This window comes from Bacteroidota bacterium (assembly GCA_037133915.1).
In the GTDB taxonomy this organism is placed as follows: domain Bacteria; phylum Bacteroidota; class Bacteroidia; order Bacteroidales; family CAIWKO01; genus JBAXND01.
In genome coordinates this window covers 1-11,772 of the sequence record JBAXND010000034.1, presented here as the reverse complement: position 1 = coordinate 11,772, position 11,772 = coordinate 1, and the positions used below count along the sequence as shown (strand labels likewise).

Sequence of the window (11,772 nt, the reverse complement as noted above, 5' to 3'; positions counted from 1 at the left end):
AATAAAATAAGTGAAAAGCGGACTTTTGAAAATTGCTTTATTTCCCCTTACAGTATTATTTTGCACAGGGGTTTACGCTCAAGAAAATCTTGTGAGGAACCCATCTTTTGAGGAGTATAAAATATTTCCTAACCCAATTTGTGATAGTGCAATGGAGGTTTTTAATTGGCGAAATCCTACGGATGGGACTCCTGATTATTTCAATGCACTTACAAATTGTGAGAATAATGATGTTCCATCAAATCAGTATGGATTTCAGTATGCGAAAGATGGTATTGCATATTATTGCATCGCAGTCTACGGGAAAAGTATTTTATACAGGGAATACATTCAGAATGAATTAAAAGAAACTTTAACAAAAGGCAGGCAATATTGTGTGAGTTTTTATGTAAATTTAAATGACGTTGCACAATATGCAACTGATGATGTTGGCGTTTTTTTTTCGGATACAGCGATACGAAGTTCAGATATTGTAGAATTGCCTGTTACTCCACAAATTTCAAATAAGCGTGGCAACTTTCTAAGTGATAAATCAAAATGGATGCTTGTTCAAGGTTCGTTTTTCTCACTAGGTCAGGAAAGATGCATTACAATAGGAAATTTCAATGATGATGCAAATACCGATACTCTGTATATTGATTTCGGCGGCGGAGAAACCTTTGCAGGAGCAGGCTATTACATAGACATGGTCAGTGTTATTCCCTGTGATTCGGTATTTGTGGCGGCAGGCGCTGGGGACAATGCAATAATTTGCCGAGGAGATAGTACTATTTTGGGTAGCCATGACAAACCTTATTACAACTATTCGTGGGAGCCTTCTATTGGATTGAGTAATCCCGGAATTGCGCGGCCTAAAGCAAGTCCGACACAAACAACGACGTATTACCTTACTGTAAAATATTTTGATCTGTCTGAAACAAAAGACAGCGTTACGGTTTATGTTAAAGACTGTCAAGCAAAGCCGGGCTTTAGAATTTACCCGAATCCTTCTATGGGAGATGTTACTGTGGAGCTAATCAATGGCACGTTTCAGGATGCGCGCATTGAACTCACCAATATTCTTGGTCAACAGGTATTCTCCGCCGACATTGGTAACGGCATCATCAAAAAACATATCAGTTTTTCAAAACAACTTCAGGGGCTTTACTTTGCAAAGGTATGGAACAATGGGCTGTTGCTTGGGGAGGAGAAGATTGTGATAATGAAATAGTAAGTTGAGGCGTAGCCGAAATCCGTCTCCTGCCGGCGCGCGTTTGTAACGCGTGCGACGGTAGACTGTTGTTGGCTGGATAAATGTGTCTACACGAAAAAATCACAAATTGGCGATTATAAACGCTTTGGTTTATTAACGGAAAAACAAAAGTTTGAGTATCTTTGGTTATTACTGCGTGGGCACGCGTTACAAACGCGCGCCAGCCGGGGCTTGTTTTTTCTCCGGTACTTTTGTCTAGTCACAAAAGTACCCAAAAGGACATGGCAAAACTATGCTTCCGCCCGCTCTGCGATATTTCTGAATTCCTGACAATGCGAGTAAACTTCATTGTCGGAATTCTACGAAATATCACATTCATGCCCGCGCCTGCCCCGCAGTTTTGCCGGGCCAACGCGCTTCCAATTAATAATTATTAATTAACAATTTGTAATTTTTTTAGCCCCGCTAGGGGCGACCTGTTGGTAGAATGTGTATGAGTGATTAGACCCGGCGGCGCACGGATGATGATTCTTAATGTAATGGAATAGCTTGTGCCGCAATTGATGAAGGTGGTGAGACGAAAAATGAATAATGAAAAATGAAAAATGAATAATGAATAATGAAAAATGAAAAATGAACAGTTATGGTAGTGAAGTGTAGATAGTAATTTTAATTGCTGAACAGCGAGCGATTATACGAGCAAGGAAAAAACTATTTCTGTACAATAATTTTCTTCGTGAAAACGCCGGAAGTTGTTCGGATGCGGGCGATGCAGATACCGTTGCTGATGCCCGTCAATGGAAAGGATGCGGAAAAACCGTTGCCGCTGTAGTTGTGTTTGGCAAGCATGATTCCTGTAATATTGTATAATTCTATGTCTTGAATCGCTGACGATGCCGAAACCGTAAAATAGGCCGATGCAGGATTCGGGAATACCTGCGCCTGAGCAGGAGCAGAGTTTTCGTCAAGTCCAACAACAAGCTGACCGTCGTCGCGGGTGTACCAGATAGGGGAACTGGTTATGATGTCGCCATCATCCTGTTGAACCACGACCCAGTAAAAATGGGTGGAAAGGTCGGGAATACTGTCGGTATCAATGGTAAGCGTATCGGTGTTGTAAACCGTTGTATAGGTATAGGTATTTACCGTGTCGCCTTTAATGCCGTAATATAATGTTATGGCAGAAGCGGTCTCGCCATCACCATCTGAGGCATAAACCTCAATATGCGGTACACCGGCAGAGGTGAATATGCTGCCCATGGGTTGCAGATTTATCTTGAAATTTATCACCGCGTTCCAGTCTTCCGTTGCAAAAAAACGACGGTTGCGCAGCGCATCGAGAATATGATATTTTTCGCGATAGAGCGCTAACACTGCCAGACGGCTTTGTGTATTCCGTCCATAATTTGTTTTATGATTATCGTGGTCAATACCCGCACCGGGATGATAACCGCGCAGAAGCATCTTCTTGAAATATCCGGGATAATAGCCCGGCCATTCGCTGTAGGTCGTGTCTTCCGAATATGCACTGGTAGCACCATAGGCCATTCCAATAATGGCTTTGTCATCAATAGAATCAAAAGGCTTGCTGACCAGTCCGCCAAAATGGGCAGTGGATGGATGTGCCAGATAAGCAAAGCAACCGGGTTTCGCTACTATTTTATGAAACAGACTGTCGTAATCATAGGCATCGGTATATACATCGTAACTGCCCGACCATCCATATAAAGCCTGACTTTCGTAGATGACCACATGTCCGTAGGAGTAATATCCCCATTCCATACCATATAAGGCAACAAAATTGGGATGTGTGAGGTTGAAACTATCTGCCTGAAGGGTCCCGTTATAAAAATTGGCACTTGTGTTCATGTGGTTGTGGTCGGAAATGCCTAAGAAATCAAAATGGTGCGACTGGCTTGCATACACGTAATCATCATAAGGAATGTAATTAGTGCTGTCCTGATTGCCGTCGCTGTATGATGAATGTGAATGAATGTTACCGTAGTACACATTATACTCCTGTGCAGAAAGCTGACCGTTATAAATGCTCAGTACAATAACAACAGGGGCGAGGATGTTTTTGAAAATAAGTGTGAATATAGTTTTCATCTGTATAGACTTCAGTAATCAGTTAGTGTACAAAGATAGGGATATTTGCAAGGACGTTATTCGTAAACAGAAAATTATGATATCTGGCAAATAAATCGTTCTGCTTCCTCTTTTGAAGGTGCTTTGCCATGCCAGCGGTAGTCGTTTTCAATTTCAGGTACGCCTTTTCCCATAAGTGTTCCGGCAAGAATAACCGAGGGTTGTCCTTTGTGTCTTCCGGCAATGCCGTATGCTTCTATAATCTCTTCAGGTTCGTTCCCGCTGCATTCAATCACATTCCATCCAAAGGCAGCCCATTTATCGGCAAGCGGTTCGAGCGCCATTACTTTTTGCGTGGGACCGTCAATCTGCAGACCGTTCCTGTCTACAAGCGCGGTAAGATTGTCAAGTTTGTAGTGTGCGGCACTCATGGCGGCTTCCCAGATGCTGCCTTCCTGTAACTCACCATCGCCGTGTATGCTGAATGTGCGCCAGCTTTTGTTATCCGATTTAGCCGACAGCGCCATACCAACAGCTACCGACAATCCCTGGCCTAAAGAGCCCGATGAGACTTCAATTCCCGGCAGTCCGTGGTCGCGCCCCGGATGTCCCTGCAGGCGTGAACCCAGCTTACGCAGCGTCAGCAATTCTTCAAGGGGGAAATATCCTGCATGTGCCAGACTCGCATACAGCACCGGCGCCACGTGTCCTATTGACAGCACAAGCCGGTCACGGTCGGGCCATAGAGGTTCATCCGGACGGTGGTTCATAATATTGAAATAAAGACATGCGAAAACATCGGCCAGTCCCAGACTTCCGCCGGTATGACCTGAGCCGGCTTCGGCAAGGCTTCGCAGAATATCTGCTCTCAGCAGTTTTGCTGTTTCCTTTATTTCAGTGGGTGATAATCTTGTTTGTGGCGATGCTTCCATGAAGAGCGAATCCGGGTTTAGTCTTTTTTATCTTCTTCCTTTTTATCTTCTTCTTTTTTCACCACCTCTATTGTGAAACTGCTTACCAGCGCTGCAATAGCGCCAACTGCTGCAAGGATAGGAGCGAGGGCCACTCCGACGATTCCTACGGTCAACGGTATTTCAATAAACACATGTCCGTTCTCATCTTTGATGTAGATGCGGCGCGCGTTTCCTTCATGGATAATCTGTTTTATCTTTTTAAGAAGATCTTCACCGGAGACTTTAAATTCAGTTTTTTCTTCTGCCATGATGTGTATGTTTTTGAGATAAGAATGAGAAACAATAGTCAAATTTATAAAATTTACTATTCCATTCCTACGGCTATAAAATCCGGATTGCGTAAGTCCGGTTTGTTGTATTTCAAATCCAAGCTGTCTGCAGTTGCCCTTACTGTGCCGTCAGCAAACTTAAGCACAGCATGACCTGCCGCAATATCCCATTCCATAGTAGGGCCGATTCGTGGATACATATTTGCGCTGCCTTCTGCTACTGCGCAAAGTTTCAATGAGCTGCCTTTTGTTATTTTTGAAATCTTTCCGTGCTTCAGTTTCAGATTCTCAATAAAATCAGCTGTTTCTTTATTCAGATGTGAGCGGCTGGCTACCACCGTAAACGTGGATGTGTTGCTGCATGGCAGTTTTACTGCGGTCAGAAGTAAGGCTTCAAGATTAAATTCAGCCTGCGAACGTTCAGATGCTTTCTCGACTTTGTACGAGCCATTGTCAAATCCAAAATACATCACATCAGGAACCGGTGCGTACACTACGCCAAAGACGGGCGTTTGCTCAACTATCAATGCAATATTAACGGTAAATTCTCCGTTTCCGCTTATAAATTCTTTAGTGCCGTCAAGCGGATCAACGAGCCAGAATTGCTGCCAGTGCTGACGTTCCTCATAATCAAAAATAGTACTCTCTTCACTCAGCATCGGCAAACCAAAAGGCAGCAGTCTGTCGTGAATTACCTGATGAGCGGCCATATCGGCATCGGTAACAGGTGATGAATCTGTTTTATATTTTATGGTGTACCCGGAACGAAAAAAACTGAGCGCTTTCTTTCCGGCTTCCAGTGCGGCCTGCAGTGCTGCCGAATAAAGATAGCTGTGTATTATGGTGCTGTTATTCATTCTTTAATAAATGTACCGCGAAATTTCAGGAACTGTTTTTCTCCTGAGATTATGGCGCTGTTCACGGCGATTAAGCCTTCTTCCTGAGTTTTTATTTTCATCTCAATAACCAGATGTGAATCAACCTCAGGATTTATCACGGCAAGGTATTTAATTTCATTGGCTGTTGTCATTCTCAGCTTTGAACCTATAATAGATTCCAGGGCTTCCTTAATCATTTGAGTCTGGCAAACTCCCGGCACCACAGGGTTTCCCGGAAAATGTCCGTCGTAGATTGTGTGACTTTTATTCAATTCAACGCTGACAATATTTTTATCATCAACTGATTCAATTCCCGTTATCGTAAAGAAATCATTCAGAAGCATACACTGAATTTTTAGTTGTCATTTAATAATAAACCGGTCGTCAGCAATGGGCTGATTGACTTTTTTACCGGTAAAACTTATTTCCGTAAAATCGCCGCTCAACTCGGTCATACGTATTTTTGCAACAGTATAATCCGATTTGTCGAACCACACAAAGATACTCTTAAAATAGTCTTTCATGCCTTTGGCTACCGGCTTTAGTTTTAAAAGATAAAAATGTTCGTTCTCCAGATAATTAATGTTGAAATCACTTTTTGAATTTACGATATCGCCATTGATAAGTCCTGAAAGTTTGCCGTTGATTTCAATAAAGGCAGAGTTGGAAGTCAAATCATAACTCGACGTGCGCTTTTCGTCAATTACCGATATTTTCCCGTCGTTTATAATGATGATATATTTGAACGGATCCGTGTATTCCCACCTTACCATGTTACCATTCTTAAAACTGAAATGTCCTTTGGAAATGCTTGCTTCCGTCAGGATATCCATATGCTTTTCCTGAATAAAATCGCTTTCAAGTGTTTTAAGATTTTTAGATGTCTGCGACAGTTTATTCTTGAATGCCGTTGTGTCTTTCATGGCAGTGAAAGCCGTATCCTTTGGTGGTGTATTATCTTGAAAAGCCGGATTAGCTTCGGCTTTTGCACCATGTGCCGACAGTAGAATTATTACAGAAAACAGCAGTATGCTGATGTTACGATTCATAGTTTTCATAAGCCTTGATGTTCAGAAGTGTGTCTGCTCTGGCAATTTTAAAGCCGGAATTCTTAATATTGATAATCGATTCATCCAGAAGTTTTGCAATGCCTTTCGTGGTATCGTGCAGCAAAATAACATCGCCCGGATGTAATTCTTTCATGCGTGAGGCAATTTTATCGTGGTCGCTTTTAACAGTATCGAGGGTCCGTATGCTCCAGCCAACGGAGAGAAACGGTGTTTTGCGCAGTGCTAAACGAAGATTCGGATTTGTTACGCCATAGGGCGGTCTGAACAGCAGCGGACGCAACCCTGTTGCATTAAAAGCTGCATCTGCAGCCTTCATAATATCTTTACGCATGGTCCACGGGGCATACATGTCAAACCAGTTGCCGTGCGAATACGTGTGGGTTCCCAACACATGCCCTTCGTCTATAATGCGTTTCGTAAGTTCGGGGGCAGCATCCATCTTTTTACCGATGCAGAAGAATGCCGCGGTGACACCGTGTTTGTTGAGAACGTCCAGTACCTGTGGTGTAAGCTCAGGGTCGGGGCCATCATCAAAGGTAAGTGCAACAAGCTTTTCATCGGTTTCGCCTTTGCAGTATACCTTAAAGTGAAAGTTGGAATCCACTTTCGACGACCCCCACATGATTACTATCGAATACAATCCTAAAGGCAGGGCGTACCACCATCCGCTGATGCCAATGAAAACATTAAGCAGATTCAGCGTGAGCAGCGAAAGCAGGAAAACGGTACTGGTGTTTCTGAATGTCAGCATCCCGAAAGCGTAATAACAGAATGATGCGTATTGAAATAATGATTGTAGATCAGGATATTTCTGATGTTGCCGGGTTTGTTTCCATGCACAGCAACACTGTCGGGAACGGATTGTGAACGGAGGATGCTTGCCGCAAGTGCCGGTGCAAAGGCATTTGCCGTATGATATTCGCCCGTAAGATGTTTGTAGGCCACAACAGTTTTACCTGCGAACATCCCGTTGCTGAGTTCGTCGTAGATGCGGTCGCCTTGGCGGTCGCCGTTCATTCCGAAAATACACAGGTCAATATCATCTGCCTTCATTTCTGCAGTGTCAAGTCCTGATTTTATATATTCGGTAACTCTTTTCGAGTCTGCTTTTCCCGAAAAAATATCGATGGAATTGATGCTTGCGTAAGCATTGTTGTTTTCGGTACTCAGCGTCAGGAAAACCGAACCTTCGCCTCCGATGCTTCCGCGGCCTTTATTGCTGAGAATGTTCAGATGGTTGCTGCAGCTGCTGCGATACATTCCCATACGGTGCATGATGCTCCACGATGCCTGTGTAAGTTCGTCGGTGCCTCCAACGAGAATATTAGTTCCATTGCCTTCGTTCATCATCATCATAGCATCGAGCAAAGCCGATTCAAACGAGAGTCCGCCGTGCACGTAAGCAAAGTTGTAATTGTTGCATTTCAGGATGAGCGCTACCTGCGCGGCAATGGTGTTGTGTGTTGACTGAATGAAGGGAGTAGGGGGAAGAAATTGTTCTTTGTTGGTAATAATATTATTCAGAAAATTCTCGGTGTCTTCAATACATCCCAGACCCGTTCCGGTGATGATGGCGTCGGGCATGGTGATGCCGGCTTCTTTCAGCGACATCAGCGCTGATGCTACACCCATTTTTATGACGCGGCTCATTCTTCGGATAAGAACCGGGTTTACATATTCTTTATAATCGGGTTCAATGCTGCGGAGCCATTCACCTTCCTGCGCGATGGGAGTTTCCGCAAAGAATGGCTTTACAGCCGTTTTCTGTGCTGTTATTGCTCCTATACCTGTAATGTAAGCCTTCATATAATCTTGTTGATCCGTTATACTTTTGAGAACAGCAGTGATGAATTATTACCGCCAAATCCGAATGAGTTGGAAAGAACGTTTTGTATATCCAAACCCTGTTTCAGTTCTGTTAAGGGTGTTGATTTCAGTTCTTTCATCCGAGTGTGCCAGTTCAGCAATGGCCAGGCAATTCCATGCATTATGGAAAGTACCGAAAATACGGCTTCTACGCCGCCAGCGGCACCCAGTGTATGTCCGGTATAGGGTTTTGTACTGCTGTATAAAGGAACATTTTCGCCAAAGAGGCGTTCTATGGCAATGCCTTCCGACAGGTCGTTGTTAGAAGTGCCCGTTCCGTGAACATTGATATAGCTGATATCGGAAAGTTCGCGTCCGCTCATAGCAATAGCGCCACTCATGGCCAGAAAGGCGCCTGTGCCTTCGGGCGAAGATGCTGTTTGATGAAATGCATCGTTGGCATTGGCATAGCCGGTAAGCTCACACAGTACTTTCTTTCCGCTTTTTTCAATCATCTTTTCCGATTCAAGCACAATGAAGCCTGCGCCTTCGCCCAGATTCAGCCCGAGTCTGTTTTCGTCGAAGGGCTTGCAGTGTTCGCGGTCGAGTATCATCAGTGTATTAAATCCGTTGAGTGTGAAGCGTGTCAGTGAATCCGTACCTCCGGCTATCACGCAGTCGGCCAGTCCGTTTTTAATCAGGCGTGCACCCAGCATTATCGAGTTCGCTGAAGATGAACATGCTGTACTGATGGTGCTTACCATGTGCTGTGCACCAATAAAAGCGGCTATCTGCTCAGTGCTGCTTCCGCAATCGTGTGATGCCACATCGCACAATCTGCCTTTTGAGCGGTCGGTAAAAAAGGTGTCGTAAAACAATTCGCTGCGGTCCATTCCGCCAACAGATGTTGCCGATAACAGTGCTGTTCGCTGTGCTTTCGGGTCAAGTCCGGCGCTTTGCAGCGCTTCGCGTGCGGCAAGCATGCCGAGCAGTCCGGTGCGTGTGTATGTTCCCCTGTTTTTCAGTCCGCAGGCGGCAAGCAATTCATCATTCGAATATTTTACTTCGGCTACGGGTATCACATCGCGGTACGATGTTTCCATACGCGTAATCTTACCCACACCCGAACGTCTGTTCATCAGTGAATCCAATGCCCCAGGTGTGTTATTCCCAATTGCGGAAACGATACCGCTGCCTGTCACAAAAACCCTTTGCGCCATTCGATATACATATTATTATTGTACGAAAGTACTATTTTTTTGCAAACAGAAATGGCCCACCTGTGCTTGATTATGCACTGTGAGCCATTTGTTATTGCAGAAATAATGTGTTCTATTTCTTTATTTTCAGACTTGTTGCCCAATCGGTAACCAGTTTTATATCCTGAGCATTGGGAATTGCTTCGGGATGGCTGGTTTTGTAAGAGCCCGGAGGCATGCTGCCTTTGGTAATAGCTTTGCATACAGCGGCCGATTTTTTAGCCTGTTTTTTGGCATTGTAGGTGTCCCATTTGGGGAAGTTTACCATACCTGCTGCCATGCCGTTTCCTCCGTCTGAATGGCATGCAATGCATGATTTTTCAAATACTTTGTAAACGTCGGCAGGAATACTTGTGCTGGCGGTAAGTTTAGATTTTGCTCCGTTCACTGCTTTTGCGGGTGCTAAAACAAATGAGGAGGCAACGATTGCCACAGCAAGAACAGACAACATTAACATCACTTTTTTCATACGGTCTTGTTTTTTGAGGTTATGGTTTAAATTTTATATTCGATTTGTAAAGATAGCTTAAAACGAACTTCATTACAAAAATAGTTTATTAATATTTGCAAATCCGATACGAATATAGCCATGAATTCTGTTATAATTTTGAAGATATTTTTATTCAGAATACCTGGGTAATTCAGTACTTATTTTCACTTCTGCTGCCGGGTCCTGATTGAGCATAAAGCGGAGCAGGTCGTACAGTTCGCGGCATTTTTCGCGAAGCTGGACCGGACGTTCAAAGAAATTTTCTACGCTTACTGCGAAGAACTCCATTTTATTTTTAAAGGCATAATCTCTGAACAAACCTGTTTCACGGACTTTTGTGGAAAGGTGGTCGGCCGACAGCAGCAGGCTTAATTGCCCATAACCGTCGCGGGCGCAAGGGTCGCCGATGTCGGTATTGGAGCACATCATTAACAGGGCATGCGAGTATTCATGAAAGCCGAGGTTGATGCCGTTATCGAATTCTTCGAGCGATTCAACAAAATTGTCCCATGAAAATACAATGATTCCGTGTTCGCTGGCTTCGCCTTTATTATAGGTTTTAGAGAGTTTTGAATAATAGATTTCCGGATAAACAATGATTTTACGGAAGTGGTCAAGCATATAGTCGTCGAGTCCGAAAGTGAGTTTAATGGCGGCAGCGCTAATCAGAACCTTCATTTCGGTTGTCGGTTCCAGGTCCTGCCGCCCTTCAAAATCCTTATGTCTTATAAAGTGAGCCACTCTTTTGCAGAAGCGGGGCTGCAGCCAGAGCGGCAATTCATTGTAATATCTGAATCGTTTCCTGAGAATATCTTCTTCCTCAACCGTAAGGTAGTTTCCCGGTCTGACCACCGGAAGTGGGCGCAGGCGGTGATGGGAAAGATCGAGCTTATAATAGAAGGGGTATTCATCAGGACTCATATTCCCCATTTCTTCCTTTTTGGGTTCAAGCATTCCTAATTTCCATTGAATAAAGAAAATCAGCAACACGAAGTGGATTACAATAGCGAAAACGGCAAATATCATAGTATAATTTTTTTAATTCTCTTAGCTGTTTCGGCTGGTGCCTGGTATATGATTCAATGGTTTTCCGTCATACCAAAGATATGCATTGACGATATAATATCAAAGCGAAATTTTGTATTGTCCGATTCCGTACCTTTGCGGTGCAACAGTTCGTTCCATCGCTCCGCCTTGTGCGGGGAGGAAAGTCCGGGCAACACAGGGCGCCATACTTCCTAACGGGAAGGCTTCTATCCGGGAACGGATGGAAGACAGCGAGTGCCACAGAAAAATACCGTCATGACACTTGTGCCATGATAAGGGTGAAAACGTGAGGTAAGAGCTCACGCAGCCGGTTCGAGAGTTCCGGCCGGGGCAAACCTTATGGGTTGAAAGACCAAATATACCGGGGTAAGAGGGCTGCCCGCCCAATCCCGGGGGGTAGGTCGTTAGATCGTTGCGGCAACGCAGCGGGCAGATAAATGATGGAAACAGTATGAAGCGGCGCAAGCCATTGCATGCGATGACAGAACCCGGCTTACAGAACTGTTGCTTTTTTTTCTTTTCTTCGCCAGAGGCAGATTGGCATTGTTGAGTTGTTGAATTTTCAAATTGTCAAATTGTTGAATTGTTCAATTGTCATTGATTGAATCATTGGTTTTTGCGGCGCAGGTTAGGACTGTTGCTTCTAGAAATATTATCCGTGCGCCGCCGATAATCAAACGCTTATTCATTCTACCAACA

General features: G+C 44.2%; 12 protein-coding genes and 1 other RNA gene. 2 read left to right on the top strand and 11 right to left on the bottom strand.

What is annotated here, in order from left to right; translation table 11 throughout:
- Nucleotides 1-151 precede the first annotated feature (151 nt).
- Nucleotides 152-1,210, top strand: a complete 1,059-nt coding sequence (locus WCM76_11575; protein MEI6766273.1) for a T9SS type A sorting domain-containing protein — start codon at nucleotides 152-154, stop codon at nucleotides 1,208-1,210.
- A 693-nt stretch (nucleotides 1,211-1,903) separates the two neighbouring features.
- Here the strand turns inward: WCM76_11575 and WCM76_11570 are convergent.
- The 11 genes from WCM76_11570 to WCM76_11520 form a co-directional block, all read right to left on the bottom strand.
- Entirely contained in the window at nucleotides 1,904-3,301 is a 1,398-nt protein-coding gene (locus tag WCM76_11570; protein MEI6766272.1) for a T9SS type A sorting domain-containing protein, read from the bottom strand.
- A 74-nt stretch (nucleotides 3,302-3,375) separates the two neighbouring features.
- The gene (locus WCM76_11565) at nucleotides 3,376-4,212 is read right to left on the bottom strand and encodes a transketolase (GenBank protein ID MEI6766271.1); all 837 of its coding nucleotides are present in this window, start codon (nucleotides 4,210-4,212) and stop codon (nucleotides 3,376-3,378) included.
- A gap of 17 nt (nucleotides 4,213-4,229) precedes the next feature.
- Nucleotides 4,230-4,502, bottom strand: coding sequence for a DUF4342 domain-containing protein (locus WCM76_11560; protein ID MEI6766270.1), 273 nt, complete (start codon nucleotides 4,500-4,502; stop codon nucleotides 4,230-4,232).
- A gap of 56 nt (nucleotides 4,503-4,558) precedes the next feature.
- Complete coding sequence (gene cysQ, locus WCM76_11555; GenBank protein MEI6766269.1) at nucleotides 4,559-5,380, bottom strand: 3'(2'),5'-bisphosphate nucleotidase CysQ; 822 nt, start codon at nucleotides 5,378-5,380, stop codon at nucleotides 4,559-4,561.
- Nucleotides 5,377-5,745, bottom strand: a complete 369-nt coding sequence (locus tag WCM76_11550; GenBank protein MEI6766268.1) for a 3-hydroxyacyl-ACP dehydratase — start codon at nucleotides 5,743-5,745, stop codon at nucleotides 5,377-5,379. Before WCM76_11550 ends, cysQ begins: the two co-directional genes overlap by 4 nt.
- 18 nt (nucleotides 5,746-5,763) lie before the next feature.
- Nucleotides 5,764-6,459 carry an outer membrane lipoprotein carrier protein LolA gene (locus tag WCM76_11545; GenBank protein ID MEI6766267.1) on the bottom strand — a complete coding sequence of 232 codons (696 nt, stop codon included), beginning with the start codon at nucleotides 6,457-6,459 and terminating at the stop codon, nucleotides 5,764-5,766.
- Entirely contained in the window at nucleotides 6,440-7,222 is a 783-nt protein-coding gene (locus WCM76_11540) for a polysaccharide deacetylase family protein (GenBank protein ID MEI6766266.1), read from the bottom strand. The genes WCM76_11545 and WCM76_11540 overlap by 20 nt, the downstream gene beginning before the upstream one ends.
- The gene (locus tag WCM76_11535; GenBank protein MEI6766265.1) at nucleotides 7,216-8,277 is read right to left on the bottom strand and encodes a beta-ketoacyl synthase chain length factor; all 1,062 of its coding nucleotides are present in this window, start codon (nucleotides 8,275-8,277) and stop codon (nucleotides 7,216-7,218) included. The genes WCM76_11540 and WCM76_11535 overlap by 7 nt, the downstream gene beginning before the upstream one ends.
- A gap of 17 nt (nucleotides 8,278-8,294) precedes the next feature.
- Nucleotides 8,295-9,497 (bottom strand): beta-ketoacyl-[acyl-carrier-protein] synthase family protein, encoded by a 1,203-nt coding sequence (locus WCM76_11530; protein MEI6766264.1) that lies wholly within the window; start codon nucleotides 9,495-9,497, stop codon nucleotides 8,295-8,297.
- A gap of 112 nt (nucleotides 9,498-9,609) precedes the next feature.
- A complete protein-coding gene (locus WCM76_11525) occupies nucleotides 9,610-10,005 on the bottom strand; it encodes a heme-binding domain-containing protein (protein ID MEI6766263.1) in 396 nt (131 codons plus the stop codon).
- 150 nt (nucleotides 10,006-10,155) lie between these two features.
- A complete protein-coding gene (locus tag WCM76_11520) occupies nucleotides 10,156-11,052 on the bottom strand; it encodes a zinc-dependent peptidase (GenBank protein MEI6766262.1) in 897 nt (298 codons plus the stop codon).
- Nucleotides 11,053-11,194: 142 nt separating this feature from the next.
- Between WCM76_11520 and rnpB the strand changes: the two genes are divergently transcribed.
- An RNA gene (gene rnpB, locus WCM76_11515) (RNase P RNA component class A) lies at nucleotides 11,195-11,585 on the top strand.
- Nucleotides 11,586-11,772: the final 187 nt, after the last annotated feature.